The following is a 15,650-nucleotide window of genomic DNA, read 5'->3' as shown; positions in this document are numbered from 1 at the left end:
TTTGGTTTAACCTTTCGTTCCCATTACGCTCTCTAATTTGTACTCTATCTTATCATCACGGATAATAGGGGCAGATACTTTTGCGGTGGTTAGTCTAGGATAAGTATTGGCGTAAAAATTCAACACCGCTTCCACACTCCAACGTGGCTCGGGGTCGGTCAGTATGATGTCCTGTCCTTTATCTTTAAGTATAAATACTCGTTCTAACTGCGTTGCTAATAACATAACTTTTGGATTTTGTGTTAAACGGTAGTTTGTTCAGTCGCAAACAGACCTGTCGAAGAAAACTGGTTTGACAGTTCCGATTTGCATTTGCGTATCTCGTCTGCCTTTTCGGGGAAGTCGGTAATTTCGGGTACTTTCATCCATGCTTCACGGAACTTGCCCTCTTTTTCCAATTCGTCTGCCTTTGCCATACCGTCTTTAAACTTCTTGTCTTTGGCTTCCTGTTCTTTCTTCTCTTTTTCGGTTTTTTCTTTCTCCATTGCCGATTTCTTTTTGGCTTCTTCCAATTGCTTCATAAAGGCTTCCATATTAACCAATAAACCCGAAGCGGTTTGCAAAGGCGTTGTTATCTGCTGAAAAAATCCCTCGTCCAATTCTTCTGCCGTTCCCCTTAAATTAAGCGGTGGTATCAGTTGTTTTGCGTTATCGTCACATTGCTCATTTTGAAGCATTATAGAAACAATAAGGTTGTTTTCTATGCCCTTTGATATAGTGAGTTGTAAATCTCCTGTAATGCCCATTTGCGCTATCTGATTGAAAAAATTTGCATTCATCGTTTTAAAAATTTAATTGTTTTTTAATTCTTCTTTTATTGTTGTCAGCTTCTCGTACATATCTGTCCAGTAGGCGTTCTGCTTTTTGTCATAATCGGAGTAGCTTTTATTCTCATTCCTGTATTTTTTATACCGTTTGGTTATACGGATTGCTTCGTTAAGGTTTGTTACTTCAATAGGGCAACCGTTTAAATCTATTACTTTCATTTTCGGCTATTTAAAGGCAACCACCCGTAGGCGGTCGCCTGTGGTTATACATTCGGATTAATTGAAATTGAATACATCTGAACCGATTTTATCGAAAGAAGTACACAATTCAAATGCTTTCTGTGATTTGATTTGAGCGGTTCCACCCATTACAATACTTTGTAACTTGGCTTCATCATCTTTGTAATTGCGTACATTCTGATAGTACCCTGTCACAGCATTGTACGCCCCGAACAATGTGCCTTTGGTGGTATCCATTTGTTGAGTGTCGCTTGTCATGGCATAGGCAAAGGCATCTTGCACCACATTTTTGAACACTGTGGAAACTTCATCTTCCGCACCCTTTTTAAGCAAATCCAATGTTTCCTTGTTCGGGCAAAGAGCCAATTGGATTAGTTTTTTTACTTCTTGGTCAGTCACCTTTACTTTAGCCCACTGGTTGAATATTCCTTCTAACTGGTTACTTAAGGTATCCGCTAATCCCATAACCTTGTGGGCATTTTCCAAATGCTGTTTTGCTCCCGAAGTATGTTTGATGCGTACCACGTTGCTCATCGAACGAAGCGAGGCGTTAAGGGTATTTTGGCAAACAATACGGATAGGGGTGAAGGCTGCTGTTATGCTTCCACTGCCATCGTGTGAAGTGGTCAGGAAAATATACTTTTCCGTTACATCATCGCCATTCCCTACTCGGATATAGTCGGGTAGTTTGGCAGTGATAAAGATGCGTTCCCCTTGTCCCAATGCTCCTGCGGTTTCGTACAATATTCCTTGTGAACCACCAACAATGGCATCAAAGAAATTGAATGCTTCACGGTTTTGTACGATGTGATAGTCTTTGCCAACCACGCCCAATACGGCATTGTTATCGGCACGGATATTGGCATAATAGGATGGTACTTCCAATTCGCTACTACCTATTTCAATACCGTTCGTGGTTTCGATGATGCCCGAACCTTTGGTATATAATGGTGTTTTAATGACTTCATAATCTAATCCTGCGTGCTTGATTGCTTCTTCGCTTGTAGGGTATTGCTCTACGACTTGCCCTAAGCCGTGCCACGCTTTTTCTTTTACGCTAAAGAATGAATAACGTCCTGTTGTGCTGTTGAAATTGATATTATGTGCCATGATAAAATGATTTAAAAATTTGATAATTGTTTGAATGCTCTTGATTAAAATGGGAGGTCGTCCTTTTCCTTGTCGTTGCTGTTTCCTGCGTGAGCCTGCACCGTTTCGGATTTTTTGCCACCCCCGTGCAGTTTGATTTGCGAGGTGTTGAAGTTCAGTCCTGCGTGTGGTTGTCCGTCACTTCCTGTCCACGCCCTTGCACTTACTCTGCCTGTCAGTTCTACCACCGTACCTTTTGTGAGTATCTGCGCTACTTTTGGACTAAGCCAATACGCACAGTCGAAGTACGTTGTCTGCTCTATGCGTTCGCCCTGCTTGTTTCTGTAGCTGTCGTTAGTAGCTACCGAAAAGTTTACTACCTGTTTACTGTTTGACACATTGCGAACCTGCGCATCCGCTGTAACTCTTCCAATGATGTTCATGATTTCTACGATTTTTAGTGAATTACTTTTTTTTAAAATTTTATTCGGAAATGAGAGGAGATGCTGTTTTGTTTCATCAAATCCATTTGTAATATTTTATTTCTCATTGCTGACATTTTTTTTATTCGTTTAAAGAGCCGGAGTATGCTATGTTTTGTTTCATGAGCATAAAAAGGTGAGTGTTTAGCAACAGCAAGGCTTTGATAAAAAATACAACCTGGATGGGTGGAGATTTTTTATCAAATCTGAAGGACTAGGCCTTGCTATTGCGTTAAGAACACGGAGTTACCTTTGCTCCTGAAATAAGACAAAAGCATACTGGTTTTTATACAAAAATGAAGGGGAAGCAACGAAGAGATTGGTAAATGGTTCTAATGATCAGAAAATTTCATCAATATGACAAAATCTATAAATCGATGTTTAAGATTTTTTTTTAAAACTGCTGCCGAGGGAGTTATTGATTGATAATATTAAATGTAGTTACAGCACATGTAATGAGTGCTGCTGTTGTTATGCGGATAAATAATTATATAGTTGTTCATTAATATTAAGTGTTCACGTTTTCATGAACGTAAGTGTAAAGTGAACAAGATAAATGAGCAGGCAAATACTATATCTCTGATGATGATTAACAATCATCCTTCAGGAAAGCTCACAATCATTATTGGCAAAACTATTGATTAATTTATTATATTTGCATGATAGGCTAATTTATATGCAACAAGATAGGCTAATTTAAATACAACACAATAGGCTAATTTATGTACGGCGCGATAGGCTAATTACGATGCAAAATCATTAAGTTTTTTTTTTGTTTTGAAAAAATAGTAGGTTAATAATTTCGGATATAAAATATTTCAAGAAAAGAATAATATGGCTACACCTGGAGAAAAATTGGCGGCATCGCTTCAGATACTTCGTGATTTACAGGAGGATCAGAATATTGTCGCAATAAAATCATCGGAAATAAACAGAACGCATAGAGAGCGTTTGATAAAAAACGGCTTCTTGAAGGAAGTATCTAGAGGCTGGTACATTGTGTCAAATCCCCACGAAGCTGCTGGTGACACTACTTCATGGTATACATCCTATTGGCAATTCTGCTCACGTTATCTCAAGGATAAATATGGTGATGCCTACTGTATTTCAGCTGATCAGTCTCTCATGATACATTCAGGAAATAGCACTGTGCCTACACAATTGATTATTCGCGCATTGGAAGCTTCGAATAAAGTCATACCATTGTTGTATAAAACGTCATTACTGGAAATGAAGTCGCCACTTTCATATATGGCCGATATTGTCGAGATAAATGGCATCAGAATGTTACCATTGCACTCCGCTTTGATAAACTGCTCTACAGCAATGTTCGAAAGGAATGCGGTCGATGTACGTGCCGCGATGGCACTAGTGCAGGATGCATCCGAACTTCTCGGCACGCTTCTCGAAGGCTCACACTCAGTAGTGGCCGGACGGTTAGCCGGCGCGTTTCGGAATATTGGACGAGACCGTATTGCCGATGATATTTTGAAAACAATGAAAGCCGCTGATTACAATGTACGCGAAGCAGATCCTTTCCAAAGTAAATCTCCCGTTGCTCTATCATTCAGAGAAAGATCACCCTATGCAAACCGTATCAAGCTGATGTGGAATGAATGGCGAAAAGTTGTTATAAAGTATTTTCCCGATGAACCAGGTCTTCCAAAAGACAAAGAAAAATACCTTGAAGTTGTAGAACAGATATATGTCACAGACGCCTACCATTCCCTTTCAATCGAAAGATATGTGGTATCGGTAGAGTTGATTGAAAAAGTCCGCATTGGCGATTGGGACAGCAAGGGAAATGAAAATGATAGAAACCATAGGAATGCAATGGCAGCAAGAGGTTACTGGCAGGCTACACAAGCTGTAAAGAAAAGTCTCGGTAAAATTTTAGAAGGCGATAATGCAGGAAAAGTAGCTGACGAAGACCATAGAGATTGGTATCAGGAATTATTTTCGCCGAGTGTAGCAGCCGGAATTTTAAAAGCTTCGGATTTGGCAGGATACAGAACCAATCAGGTCTATATTTCTAATTCTCTGCACGTACCTCTAAAAAGAGATGCTCTGAGAGATGCAATGCCCACGCTTTTTGAATTACTCGAAAACGAAACCAGTGCCGCAGTGCGTGCAGTGCTAGGGCACTTTATATTTGTGTACATACATCCCTATATGGACGGCAATGGCAGGATGGCAAGATTCCTAATGAATGTAATGCTAGCCTCCGGAGGATTTCCTTGGACTGTTATTCCTGTGGAAGAACGTGATCCTTACATGGCAGCTCTTGAAAGCGCAAGTGTGAGAGGTGATATAGAGCCCTTTACAATATTTCTTTCAAAACTGGTAAGTGAAAGCTTAAAGGGAAAACCAGTCGCCAGAATATAAATAGTTATGCGTCATTGCAGATGATAAAGCTCTCATTTTGAGGGCTTTTTTACGTTATGATTAAGGGTGCTAATTCCAGTGATATTGACCACCCAATTCCAATTTAAAGTGAGCACCTGATTCCAATTCAAAATGACCACCTAATTCCGGAGCAAAATGACCACCCCATTTTTCATTAAAAACTACTCTTTTTCATCTGTTAATTAGTATTCAAATATACTTAAATATTACCCTTTGTTTATCCCTCTTTTTTTTCTCATAGATTCTCTGGATATGCAAATAAAAACTGCACATTAAGTTAAGCTACATTTTTGTAATTAATTTGATTGTTAAATTCTTCAATAGTTGCATAATTCAAAGCAGAATGTCTCCTTTTTCTATTGTACCAAATTTCAATGTATTCAAAGATTTCTAGTTTCATTTATTCTTTAGAAATCAGTTTGTTCCCATAAATCAATTCCGTTTTCAAAGATTTGAAGAAGCTTTCCGCCACAGCATTATCCCAGCAATTTCCTTTACGGCTAATACTGCGGGTTATTTTTTTATAGGAATCAAGAACATTTACAAACTTTTTACTGGCATATTGAACACCTCTGTCAGAATGAAAAATCAAACCTTCATCAATATCTCGGTTTTTAACCGCCATTTTCCAAGCTCCAAGCGTAGTTTCTTCTGTACTCATTCCGTCACTCAAACTCCAACCGATAATTTTTCTGTCGTATAAATCCATAATAGTGGTCAGATATACAAACCCCTCTTTAGTTTGGATATATGTAATATCCGAAACCCAAACTTTTGAAGGCATTTTTACAATAAACTCTCTGTTTAATACATTTTCGATAACTAAATAATTATGATTTGAGTTGGTTGTAACTTTGAACTTCTTGCTTAATTTGCTTCGTAAGCCAAGTTCTTTCATATATTTTGCAACTGTAATTCGTGAAACTTTATAACCTAAATACTGTAATTCCAATGTTATTCTAGGACTTTCATATCTTTGCTTGGCTGCAAAATAAATCAATGTTATCTGTTCTTTTATGGTAATTTTTAGTTGTTGTCTTGCTGTGATTGCTTGTTTTTTCTATCGGTAATAACTTTCGCTGCTCACTTGTAGAACTTTGCACATTTTTTCAATCGAGAATAGTTGTTCATTGCTTTTTATGAAACTATAAATCATCGAACGCTCTTGGAAAAAATGCCGATTGCTTTTTTTAATATATCACGTTCTAACTCGGCATCTTTGAGTCTTTTCTCCAGTTCGTGGATTTTTTCTTGCTCGGGAGTGAGTTTTAAATTTCCTTTCCCAGGAAAACTTCCTTCTCCAAATTCCTCAAACTCTTTACGCCATTTATACAACTGTGGTGCTGTGACTCCCAACTCTCTGGCGAGTTCTGATACATTTGTTCTATCATAACTCAATTGAACGGCTTTTTCTTTAAAAGCTTTGTCATAAATTTTGCGGACTTGTTTCATAGGCTAAAATTAAGATTATTTCTTAACTTTCTGTGATGGCTAAGTTAGCATGTCCACTTTACTAAAAATTAATTACCAGAAGTCGATGAACAGCCAATCATAGCCAAGAATCTCCTTTTAAAGCCGAAGATTGATTATTTCTAAATCATTGTAATAATTTAGTAGTTGTACCGATTACAAAAAGAAGTAAAAAAAGATGAATTTATTTTTTGGTAAATGAAAATATGTGAGAGTTAAATTTTAAAAAAAATGTAATGGAAGAAATTATAACAAAAGAAGATTTAAGGCAGTTTGGTCTGCAATTATTAGATAAAATGCGCATTATAGTACAAGAGACCACTCATGTGCAAACGGAATTAGCACAGCCAGAATGGCTCAAAAGTAAGGCTGTCAAAAAGCTGCTGGATATCTCTGCAGGTTCAGTGCAGAATCTCAGAGTGACACAGAAAATCCGATTTAAAAAAGTTCTGGGTTCGTATTATTACAATAAAGAAGATCTTCAGAAACTTTTCAATGATGAACCAGACAAATAAACCAAGTGAAGACCAAATCATGAACTATTTATCCATTTGTATGGATGATTCAAGGCTTAATGTTTGGCATCTTGCAATTTTAATGGCAATTCTAAGTTTGGCATACAAGCAGGGACAGAGGCAGAGAATTAAAGTCAGTCGCAGTAAAATAATGGCATTGTCGCATATAAATACACTGCCAACATATCATAAATACTTTAAACAGCTTCAAGATTTTGGATATTTCAAGTACAGCCCCTCATACCATCCAGACTATAGGAGTGAAGTTGAACTACATGAAAAAAGGTTATCTCATAACTAATGAGATAACCTCTTTGTTGTACTATTTATTTATGTTTCCAGTTTATGAATTAAGATGAGGGTATATTATATTTTTCCTTAATTGTTTTTATATCTTTTTCTAATCTTGAAAGTACAGCTAAATCTACTTTGGACATCTTAAAGGACGTTTTAGTCAATCTTTTATTGAGCAGTGACATTTCGCGTCCAATGGTTACCTGTTCTGTAATGGCATAGGCTTCCGTCTGTTTAACAGACGCATGGCCTAGCATTTCTTTAACTACATTAATGGGGACATTATTGTTTAATGTAACTGTACTTCCAAAGGTTCGACGTGCCATATGTGTATTTAGTGTGAAGGGAAAACCGCATAAAGTCGCAATCTCTTTAAGATACTCGTTCATTTTCTGGTTGGAAGAAACTGGTAAAACGGTGCCACGCTGTAAACAGAGAGGGTGCTCTTCATATTTTTTAATTATTTTTAGTGCTTGCGGTAATAGTGGGACATTTGTGGGAGAACCCGTTTTTTGTCTTTCAGACATTATCCAAGAATTCCCGTCAATACCATCTTTGATATCGGTTTTTTTTAATTGATATGCGTCGATATAAGCCAATCCCGTGTAACATTGGAATACAAATACATCTCTGACGACATTAAGTCTTTCTGTGGTAAAATAATGCCTTTCCAATTCATATAGTTCTTGTGTGGAAAGAGGTTTCTTAACTATTTTGGTTTTTCGACTTTTAAAGTTTTTAAAAGGGTCTTTTAGGATGACTTCCTTATCGATTGCACGAATGACAATTTTTTTGAAATTAGCAATGTATTTAAGCGTGGTATTATTGCTACAATTTCGAACTGTTCTCAGGTAAAACTCAAAGTCCTTAATAAATTCAAGATTTAGATCTGTAAATTCAATATCATCAGTATTAAATTTAAATCGAATAAATGACCTTAAATGATTTATCGTAATGGTAAAACGATCAAGAGTTCCTTTAGCATATCCTTTTCCCAGTAAGGCAGTCATTTCATCATTATGTTTTTGAAATTCTTCCAGTACTTTAACCCTTGGAGTTACGTTTCCTAATATGTAATCCATTATCTTTTGGGAAGTTATCGGTTTTCCGCTGTACATAATCTCGGTCTTGTATTCATTGATTTTTAAAATCAGTGAATCCAGAAAAAAGTTAAGGGATCTCGCATCTTCTTTGGTGCCGATAGCCCTTTCGGTTTTCTGGTCCCAGCGGGCGCTGTCCCATTTTCGTTTGGTGGATGTTTCCTTTGGCATCCCATCTACAGTTATTCTAAGATAAACTGTTCTAATTTTACTTTCATTGCGGGGGATTTTCAAAAAGAAAACCAACCCAAAGCTGCTCTCTAACATAATTCAACTTTTTAGATTAATAAATGTAGAATTATAGCATCAAAAAAACAAGTCGTTAACCTCGTTAACCTCTGTATTTACTAGTGTTTAAGTGGTCTTCTGTGGCACATTTTGCGAACATCGAAATGTGCCACGATTTTGCCATAGAAACTTTGAGCGTTTTTATAAATATTGAAAAGTGCTTTAAAACAAAAAAACCTGCGAATCCTTGGATTTGCAGGTTTTACCACGTTTTTTGCGGGTTTTTGAAAAGATTGAAAAAGTTGCCTTTTTGCTTCTTTTACCCTTTTGGTGGGGAGAGCAGGATTCGAACCTGCGAAGTTTACACAGCAGATTTACAGTCTGCCCTCGTTGGCCGCTTGAGTATCTCCCCTAAGCCTTTGAGTACAACACTTGTTTGTTGTAAGCGGTTGCAAATATAGAAACAGTTTTGGTTTCTGCAAACTAATTTTACACTTAATTTTACTATTATTTTTAATGCATTGGTATTGAATAAAATAAAAAAATCTCCACTAGGGAGATTTTTTGTTTTATACTGATAAATGCAATTATTTTGCTAGAAGTTCAATAACTTTTGCTCTAAGTGCATCACCTCTTAAATCTTTTGCGACTACATTTCCAGATGCATCCAGAATGAAAGTAGCCGGTATTGATTCTACTTTATATTGAGCAGCTATTGGTTCGTCCCAAAATTTTAAATTTGAAACATGATTCCAAGTTAGCTTATCTTTTGCAATGGCATCTTTCCAAGCTTTGGCATCCTTATCTAAAGATACGCCAATTATGTTCAGACCTTTGCTGTGTAACTCTTTGTATATTGCTACAACATTTGGATTTTCTTGTCGACAAGGTCCACACCATGAAGCCCAAAAATCAACTATTGTAACCTTTCCTAAATTTTCTTTCAGAGAAATTATTTTTCCTTGAGGATTAGGGCCAGAAAAATCTGTTCTTCATTTAGCTTCAGCAGCTGATGCTGGAGCAACAGGAGCAGCTCCTACAGCTGGCATTTTCAATTCAGCAAGTTTAGCTTTGATAGCAATACCTGGTTTTGTTTTTTTCAATGACTCTTCTAAGCTGTTGTATAATTTTTCAGATTTTGCAACATCAGCAGTTGGATCATTTAGCATACCTTGGATAATCAAAGCAGAAATGAATGCTTTAGGATGTGTTTCAGCATAAGTTACGTATTTAGCTTTTGAAGCTACACTAACTTCTTCTTGGATTTTAGAAAATTCTTGCATCAACTTATTGATAACAGTTGTATCTTTAGTTTGTTGAGCAGCTTCCATAGCTTTCATGTTCTTGTTTTGGAAATCCATAAGTTTCTTTTGAACTTTGGTGATTTCTTCATTAAATGCTACGTATTCGTCATTGTTATAAGTTCCTGAAACTTTAGATTTTGGTATACTGTCTTTATTAATGACGATAGTTACTTCAGCATTTTCTAATATAAAAGGTATTTTAGCTTGTGCTCCTTCTAATTGAATCGTGTAGAAAGCAGGTTCTGTTATGGTTCCTTTCATTTCGAATTTACCATTTTCAACTTTTACAGTATCTTTAGCAATCAATCCCATACCATTCGCATCTTGCGTTTCCAAGATAATTGTTTTACCATTTTCAATTCCTGTTGCAGTCCCCGAAATGATGTATTCATCTTTGCCAACTTTGCTACAAGAAATTAAAACAACAGCAGCCGAAAGTAATAAAATTATTTTTTTCATTATTAATTAGTTAATTAAGTTAAGGTTGCAAAAGTATTTAAAAAATATAAAATACAAATTATTTTGCAACCTAAATTTTTGTTATAATTTTTCATTCTTAATTAGAAGGTTTCGTGTATTTTATTTGTCTGTATTTTGGAATGTAAATGATTGATATTTATAATTTTAATTTTGATTCAAAATTTAAATTTTTCTATCCTAATTCCTTGTTTAAGAGTTAGTTGTTGCAAAGCAACTTGAAATTATGAAATAAAAAAAGCATCCTGATGAAGGATGCTTAATTATTTTTTGATTTTATAAAAAACTAGTCTTGGTTGATTGTTTTTCTCCAAGTAAAAGAATTTAGTATGTGTCTTTTTGCAAATCTTCCAGGAGAATCAGCATTTACCATTTTTACATACGTTGCTTTTGGCACGCTAATGTATTCGTAAACACTACCATTTGAAAAGTTGATAATCAATCTACCTTCAACAAATTTATAATCTGTGATGGTAGAAGTTGAGATTGTCTCAGTATATTCTGGTAAATTTTGTTTAATCGTTTCAGGATTGATACTTACCAAGAAATGGTATGCTTCAATGATTTTTTTACTGTTTTCTTCTGCAGCTTTCAATCCATCTTCATCGCCCTGAAATTTGTCAGGATGCGCTTCTTTCATAGCGTTGCGATAAATTGTTTTCAAATCTTTTAGCTCTGCAGTTTTATCTACATTAAGCAGTTTGCGGTATTCAACTATTTTTTTCATAAATAAGGTAACTACTTGTCTTTTACTATTAAATCAATATAATTTGATTTCAAAATCGACAAATTTTTTGCAAAGGTACACTTTTTTTTAAATTTTTAGTTTGTGACAAAAAAATATTCAAAAAAAAGAATTTGAATTCTATTTTTAGGTTAAAAAAGTAGGATGCAAAAACATTATTGCTGTGGTTTATTATTGGCTTTATCGAAGTTTTTTGATTTTTTTGGATACTTATTATAACTGATATCGCTTGGATTTTCAATTATTGATTTTATTGTAATCCAATCACCAACAGTATGTTTTTGGGCCATTTTATAGTCTAAAAGATATTCACCACAAAAAAAGTTGTTGTTCTCATCTTTTTCCATAATTCCGGTATAAACACCTTTTTGTAACATTCTTTCTTCAGAAGCTTTAGTCATAATCAATTTATTTTTACTAATTCTAGTTGGCAAAGTTAATCAAATATTATTTGTCTTTTTCTATTTTAGACTTTCTGATTACCTTTGTTTAATGGAAAAAATATTTCGTCCCAATCCCAATTCTTTCAAAAATACTTTTTGTGTCTTTAACGAAGCGTCTTTGGACAGCATAAAAGGATTAGAACTTCAATACGATAGTAAGTCAGGAAGTAAGTATTATTTTACTAAAGTAGGGATGTTTCGTTTATCAAATCATTGGGGACGATTGGCTAACAGTAAATGGCGTCTAGAACCATTAGAACCGGAAACAAATTCTAAAATAAGATTAGGTTTTGCACCTTGGACTAATTTTTATCCTGATAATGCTCTCGATGAATTGTATTATTTAGAGGCAAATTATCTGATGAAAACGGTTAATTATCAGCATAAAAAGAATCCAAATTATGATAATAAAGCAATGCTTAGAACCAGTTTTGAAACCACAAAAAGAATCAAGCAAGTCCGTAATTTATTTAATCTTACTTCTTGGGCTAAGTATTTTGAGTATAATGATTTAGATATTTTGAGAAAAAAAATTATTGACGAATTAATCTTTACCAATAAAACATTGGAAGAAATAAAAAGAGAAGTGAAGTCAATCTAAAGGATGATTTATTCAAAATGTTCTCTTTTAATCATCCGAAGCAATCAATTCTAAATCATTTATAGTAACTGGTTTAGATAAATAACCTAAAATATCTGAATATTTTTTTGATTTGTTTTTGTCCTCAGTGGCAATAGAAGAACTTACAATGTATACGGTGATGTTTTTGCTGAATTTAGATTTTAGCAATCCCATTTTTTCCATAAATTCCCAACCATCCATAACCGGCATATTAATATCTAAAAGGATTAAATCTGGAAGTATTTCACTATTATCTGTAGTAGTATTTAGGATTTCGTGCAATGCATCTATTGCTTCTTTTCCGTTTTTGAAAGAAGAAATAGTTGAAAACATTTCAGATCGTTGAATAATCTTATTTATGATGATTTGATAAATAGGATCATCATCGATGACCCAGATTACTTTTTTTGTCATTGGATATAGATTTTAAATGTTGTTCCTATATTGGGTTCGCTTTCCACAGTGATATTCCCGCCCATAGCATCAATTTGATTTTTTGTAATAAATAATCCAATTCCTTTTGAATCAGCATTATTAGTGAATGTTTTATACATTCCAAAAATTTTATCAGCGTTCTTAACAAGATCAATTCCAATACCATTGTCTGTAATTTGAAGAATTTTGTCATCATAATTAGTAATCCATTTAATAATGATAATTGGTTTGCGATCGGGATGGCTGTATCTTATACAATTTGAAATAATATTGTAAAGAATACTTTCTAAGTATGCCGGATTATAATTTATCATCACATCATCAGGCATTATAGTAGAAATTGAAACATTTTTTGAATTTATTTGTTCAGAAAGAACACTTTGAACAGTTTCCAAATATTGATGTAAATTTAATGATTCTGAAACTAGACCAATATTAGTTCTTATATTGATGACTTCGTTTAAGTGAATCATGGTTTCGTTTAAAGAATTAGAAACTGATTTTAACAATTGGATCATTTCGTTTTTTTCTTGCTCAGATTCTGAAGATTCAATCAAGGACATAATAGATGCTATGTTACTGGTGTGTGACCTTAAATTGTGTGAAACTATATAGGAAAAGTTAAGCAGTCTTTTGTTTTGTTCGGTCACTAAATTGAAAGACTCATTTAAATCTTTTTCGGCTTCTTTTGTAGTAGTGATATCAATCATGATACCCCGCAGACTAATAACTTGTCCATTCTCGGAAATTACATTGACAATATCTCTTAACCAGACAATAGCTCCATTTTTAGCAATCATCCGATATTCAAAATCATGATTTAAATTTTCTTTGGTTTTTAAAGTACAATAATCGATTGTCCATTTTCTGTCTTCCGGATGAATATGATCTACCCAAAAGGTTTTGCTCTCCAACCATTCTTCAGCGGTATATCCCAATATTTTTTCTGCTTTTTGACTTATGAAATTAAAAGCAAAAGTATTAGCATCACATTCCCAAACAATTCCATCAATAGTATTAATTAAAGACTCAATTCTTTGTTGTGATTGAAGAATTATATTTTCGGATATTTTTCGTTCCGTAATATCTTCAGTGGAAACAATGATTCTTTCCAGTGATTTTTCATATCCTTGAATTACATTCCATCTTAAATTTACATCACGATATTCTCCTACAGCAGTTTTTATTATAGAATCAAAAATAAATTGCTTCTTACCTTGTGTAATAGTTACTATATTTTTTATAAAATCATTTTTAGATTGCAAATTAAATAACTCCGATTTATTGTTAATTAATTCTTCCTTGGTTTTAACTTTATAAAGACTGAGACTAGCTTTATTAACAGCTATAACCTTGATTAAGGAGTGACATTTGTGAGCAATTGAGGGGTTGTTTTTGAAGTATTCTATAACTACTTCGTGTGGTTTATTTACTAATTCCAGTTCCTGTAAATATTTTTTAACACTGGAAAAATCTTCTTCCCGTAAAGGTAACGGGGAATCATCAAATAGACTTTTAAACCGGGTTTCACTTTTTTTGATTTGTTTTTCAGCTTCTTTTTTTAAAGATATATCTTCAACAATCGAGATAAGAGAAGTTAGTTTTTCACCTTTTTTAAAGAGTGGTGATACTGATAGGTTTACCCAAACAATAGCTCCGGATTTATTATAATAACGTTTTTCTATGTTGTATTCTTTAATTTTTCCGGAGAGCAATTGGTTTAATTTTAGTAAATCAGCTGCTAAATCATCAGGATGTGTTATTGCTTGAAAATTTTTTTCTTTCATTTCTTGATCTGAATAGCCAAGTAATTTGCAAAATTGATTGTTTATTTCTATGAAATTGCCAGTAGATGAATCAATGTGAGCTATTCCTACAGCTGCCTGATCAAAAATCGCTTCAAATTTTATTTCAGAATTAAAAAGTTTTGTGGCTTGAATGTTTACCAGAGTCTGCAGTTCTACTGGGATTTTTAATAAAGTATAAATCAAAAAACCAAAAAGAGCAGTTAGAATTAAACCTATAATTCCAGGAATCAGAATTTGGGCGTAATAATAATTTTGATGTTTCGATATTAAGTATAATTTCCAATCGCCATCAGGAATAATTGTAGATATGTTGTATTTTTTAGAAAAATCACTTTTGTTGGGCAAGTAAAAAATTTCCTTTTTAGTAGTTATGTTTTCCTTTGAAAATTGAAAATAATATTTTGAATCATCTACAGTATTTATTCCGGAAAATTTTAATAAATCATTTAATTTAATAATTACAGCAGAAAATCCCCAAAACATATTGTTCCTATAAACAGGAAATCTTCCCACAATACCCATTCCGCCTTGTTTTAGTTCTAATGGTCCTGCGAAATACATTTTTTGAGATTCAACGGACTTCAAAGCTTCTTCTTTAAGATAAGGAGATGTTAAAATATTTAAATTTATAGCTGCTTCATTACCCTTCATTGGATAAATATACTTTATCACTCCATTAGGAACTAGTTGTACGGCACTGATGCTATTGTTTGATTCCATCAGCTTTTTGCCTACATAATCAAAATTTTCAGGAACACCTTTGTCATTAATGGTTAATGCTAATGTTAGTGTGGTTGTATAGCAGTTTTTGAGGGATTGCTCTAAATTTTGATTAACAATATTAAGAATGCTATTCATCTCTCTCTGCTTATCTTCTTTTAGTAGTTGATATTCCTGATACACGATGAATCCTACAAAATAGCTAAGAAATAAGAAAGTGATAAAGCCCGTTGTTTTCGGTTTGTTTAAGAACCAACTGATAAATTTAGGGTATTTTTTATTGTCCATTTGCACTATTTGGAAGGATTGAGAAAACTCAATTTTTGATTAAATAAATGTATATAAAAATAGTATAACACCATACTCTTTTGGTATTATAGTTAAATTATTAATTTTAGCTTAATAAAATGTTCTATCTTGATTAATAATATTCATTGTCGCCTTCAAAATTAAATAAAAACTAAAATTTCCAAAAAAAAGTGCAATGTATTAAAAAAAAATAGGA

Annotated in this window: 18 protein-coding genes and 1 tRNA gene; 3 read left to right on the top strand and 16 right to left on the bottom strand. The window is 33.8% G+C overall.

Features of this window, described 5'->3' with window-relative positions:
* Positions 1–6 precede the first annotated feature (6 nt).
* Genes ACNQF6_RS11410 through ACNQF6_RS11390 form a run of 5 tightly spaced genes read right to left on the bottom strand, consistent with a single transcriptional unit; the run spans position 7 to position 2,539 of the window.
* A complete protein-coding gene (locus tag ACNQF6_RS11410) occupies positions 7–225 on the bottom strand; it encodes a PRTRC system protein C (RefSeq protein ID WP_417965977.1) in 219 nt (72 codons plus the stop codon).
* Between the two features lie 17 nt (positions 226–242).
* A complete protein-coding gene (locus tag ACNQF6_RS11405) occupies positions 243–779 on the bottom strand; it encodes a PRTRC system protein E (protein WP_417965975.1) in 537 nt (178 codons plus the stop codon).
* A 12-nt stretch (positions 780–791) separates the two neighbouring features.
* A complete protein-coding gene (locus ACNQF6_RS11400; protein ID WP_417965973.1) occupies positions 792–986 on the bottom strand; it encodes a hypothetical protein in 195 nt (64 codons plus the stop codon).
* A 57-nt stretch (positions 987–1,043) separates the two neighbouring features.
* Positions 1,044–2,117, bottom strand: coding sequence for a DUF932 domain-containing protein (locus tag ACNQF6_RS11395; protein ID WP_113667195.1), 1,074 nt, complete (start codon positions 2,115–2,117; stop codon positions 1,044–1,046).
* Between the two features lie 44 nt (positions 2,118–2,161).
* A complete protein-coding gene (locus ACNQF6_RS11390) occupies positions 2,162–2,539 on the bottom strand; it encodes a single-stranded DNA-binding protein (protein WP_417965971.1) in 378 nt (125 codons plus the stop codon).
* A gap of 873 nt (positions 2,540–3,412) precedes the next feature.
* Between ACNQF6_RS11390 and ACNQF6_RS11385 the strand changes: the two genes are divergently transcribed.
* Complete coding sequence (locus tag ACNQF6_RS11385) at positions 3,413–4,963, top strand: Fic family protein (protein ID WP_417965969.1); 1,551 nt, start codon at positions 3,413–3,415, stop codon at positions 4,961–4,963.
* Positions 4,964–5,261: 298 nt separating this feature from the next.
* Here the strand turns inward: ACNQF6_RS11385 and ACNQF6_RS11380 are convergent, their stop codons facing one another.
* The 3 genes from ACNQF6_RS11380 to ACNQF6_RS11370 form a co-directional block, all read right to left on the bottom strand.
* Positions 5,262–5,384 (bottom strand): IS3 family transposase, encoded by a 123-nt coding sequence (locus tag ACNQF6_RS11380; RefSeq protein WP_231739524.1) that lies wholly within the window; start codon positions 5,382–5,384, stop codon positions 5,262–5,264.
* Positions 5,385–5,984, bottom strand: a complete 600-nt coding sequence (locus ACNQF6_RS11375) for an IS3 family transposase (RefSeq protein ID WP_417965967.1) — start codon at positions 5,982–5,984, stop codon at positions 5,385–5,387.
* Positions 5,985–6,136: 152 nt separating this feature from the next.
* Positions 6,137–6,436: a transposase gene (locus ACNQF6_RS11370; protein WP_417965964.1), complete on the bottom strand. Its 300-nt coding sequence runs from the start codon at positions 6,434–6,436 to the stop codon at positions 6,137–6,139.
* Positions 6,437–6,690: 254 nt separating this feature from the next.
* Here ACNQF6_RS11370 and ACNQF6_RS11365 point away from each other — a divergent pair, with 254 nt between their 5' ends.
* Positions 6,691–6,969 (top strand): DNA-binding protein, encoded by a 279-nt coding sequence (locus tag ACNQF6_RS11365; protein ID WP_417965962.1) that lies wholly within the window; start codon positions 6,691–6,693, stop codon positions 6,967–6,969.
* Positions 6,970–7,319: 350 nt separating this feature from the next.
* Here the strand turns inward: ACNQF6_RS11365 and ACNQF6_RS11360 are convergent, their stop codons facing one another.
* The 6 genes from ACNQF6_RS11360 to ACNQF6_RS11335 all read right to left on the bottom strand — a co-directional run bounded on the left by ACNQF6_RS11360 (position 7,320) and on the right by ACNQF6_RS11335 (position 11,518).
* Positions 7,320–8,630: a site-specific integrase gene (locus ACNQF6_RS11360; protein WP_417965960.1), complete on the bottom strand. Its 1,311-nt coding sequence runs from the start codon at positions 8,628–8,630 to the stop codon at positions 7,320–7,322.
* Between the two features lie 289 nt (positions 8,631–8,919).
* Positions 8,920–9,003 (bottom strand) — tRNA-Tyr (locus tag ACNQF6_RS11355).
* A 175-nt stretch (positions 9,004–9,178) separates the two neighbouring features.
* On the bottom strand, positions 9,179–9,538 hold the full coding sequence (locus tag ACNQF6_RS11350; RefSeq protein ID WP_367881678.1) for a TlpA family protein disulfide reductase: 360 nt from the start codon (positions 9,536–9,538) through the stop codon (positions 9,179–9,181).
* 45 nt (positions 9,539–9,583) lie between these two features.
* Positions 9,584–10,354, bottom strand: a complete 771-nt coding sequence (locus tag ACNQF6_RS11345) for a DUF4369 domain-containing protein (protein ID WP_417965958.1) — start codon at positions 10,352–10,354, stop codon at positions 9,584–9,586.
* 304 nt (positions 10,355–10,658) lie between these two features.
* A complete protein-coding gene (locus tag ACNQF6_RS11340) occupies positions 10,659–11,099 on the bottom strand; it encodes a KTSC domain-containing protein (protein WP_099715348.1) in 441 nt (146 codons plus the stop codon).
* 173 nt (positions 11,100–11,272) lie between these two features.
* Complete coding sequence (locus ACNQF6_RS11335; protein WP_035672083.1) at positions 11,273–11,518, bottom strand: hypothetical protein; 246 nt, start codon at positions 11,516–11,518, stop codon at positions 11,273–11,275.
* A gap of 91 nt (positions 11,519–11,609) precedes the next feature.
* Here ACNQF6_RS11335 and ACNQF6_RS11330 point away from each other — a divergent pair, with 91 nt between their 5' ends.
* Positions 11,610–12,161: a hypothetical protein gene (locus ACNQF6_RS11330; RefSeq protein ID WP_417965956.1), complete on the top strand. Its 552-nt coding sequence runs from the start codon at positions 11,610–11,612 to the stop codon at positions 12,159–12,161.
* A 27-nt stretch (positions 12,162–12,188) separates the two neighbouring features.
* Here the strand turns inward: ACNQF6_RS11330 and ACNQF6_RS11325 are convergent, their stop codons facing one another.
* Complete coding sequence (locus ACNQF6_RS11325) at positions 12,189–12,596, bottom strand: response regulator (RefSeq protein ID WP_417965955.1); 408 nt, start codon at positions 12,594–12,596, stop codon at positions 12,189–12,191.
* Positions 12,593–15,433: a PAS domain S-box protein gene (locus ACNQF6_RS11320; RefSeq protein ID WP_417965953.1), complete on the bottom strand. Its 2,841-nt coding sequence runs from the start codon at positions 15,431–15,433 to the stop codon at positions 12,593–12,595. The genes ACNQF6_RS11325 and ACNQF6_RS11320 overlap by 4 nt, the downstream gene beginning before the upstream one ends.
* Positions 15,434–15,650: the final 217 nt, after the last annotated feature.

Origin of the sequence: Flavobacterium pasteuri (assembly GCF_048286615.1) — a bacterium.
Taxonomy (GTDB): domain Bacteria; phylum Bacteroidota; class Bacteroidia; order Flavobacteriales; family Flavobacteriaceae; genus Flavobacterium.
The sequence above is the reverse complement of the archived record's forward strand: the minus strand, read 5'-3'. Positions and strand labels throughout refer to the sequence as shown.

Excerpts from the sequence above, each read along its gene's own strand:
- ACNQF6_RS11410 (WP_417965977.1), bottom strand. The coding sequence starts at position 225 with ATGTTATTAGCAACGCAGTTAGAACGAGTATTTATACTTAAAGATAAA.
- ACNQF6_RS11405 (WP_417965975.1), bottom strand. The coding sequence starts at position 779 with ATGAATGCAAATTTTTTCAATCAGATAGCGCAAATGGGCATTACAGGA.
- ACNQF6_RS11400 (WP_417965973.1), bottom strand. The coding sequence starts at position 986 with ATGAAAGTAATAGATTTAAACGGTTGCCCTATTGAAGTAACAAACCTT.
- ACNQF6_RS11395 (WP_113667195.1), bottom strand. The coding sequence starts at position 2,117 with ATGGCACATAATATCAATTTCAACAGCACAACAGGACGTTATTCATTC.
- ACNQF6_RS11390 (WP_417965971.1), bottom strand. The coding sequence starts at position 2,539 with ATGAACATCATTGGAAGAGTTACAGCGGATGCGCAGGTTCGCAATGTG.
- ACNQF6_RS11385 (WP_417965969.1), top strand. The coding sequence starts at position 3,413 with ATGGCTACACCTGGAGAAAAATTGGCGGCATCGCTTCAGATACTTCGT.
- ACNQF6_RS11380 (WP_231739524.1), bottom strand. The coding sequence starts at position 5,384 with ATGAAACTAGAAATCTTTGAATACATTGAAATTTGGTACAATAGAAAA.
- ACNQF6_RS11370 (WP_417965964.1), bottom strand. The coding sequence starts at position 6,436 with ATGAAACAAGTCCGCAAAATTTATGACAAAGCTTTTAAAGAAAAAGCC.
- ACNQF6_RS11365 (WP_417965962.1), top strand. The coding sequence starts at position 6,691 with ATGGAAGAAATTATAACAAAAGAAGATTTAAGGCAGTTTGGTCTGCAA.
- ACNQF6_RS11360 (WP_417965960.1), bottom strand. The coding sequence starts at position 8,630 with ATGTTAGAGAGCAGCTTTGGGTTGGTTTTCTTTTTGAAAATCCCCCGC.
- ACNQF6_RS11345 (WP_417965958.1), bottom strand. The coding sequence starts at position 10,354 with ATGAAAAAAATAATTTTATTACTTTCGGCTGCTGTTGTTTTAATTTCT.
- ACNQF6_RS11340 (WP_099715348.1), bottom strand. The coding sequence starts at position 11,099 with ATGAAAAAAATAGTTGAATACCGCAAACTGCTTAATGTAGATAAAACT.
- ACNQF6_RS11335 (WP_035672083.1), bottom strand. The coding sequence starts at position 11,518 with ATGACTAAAGCTTCTGAAGAAAGAATGTTACAAAAAGGTGTTTATACC.
- ACNQF6_RS11330 (WP_417965956.1), top strand. The coding sequence starts at position 11,610 with ATGGAAAAAATATTTCGTCCCAATCCCAATTCTTTCAAAAATACTTTT.
- ACNQF6_RS11325 (WP_417965955.1), bottom strand. The coding sequence starts at position 12,596 with ATGACAAAAAAAGTAATCTGGGTCATCGATGATGATCCTATTTATCAA.
- ACNQF6_RS11320 (WP_417965953.1), bottom strand. The coding sequence starts at position 15,433 with ATGGACAATAAAAAATACCCTAAATTTATCAGTTGGTTCTTAAACAAA.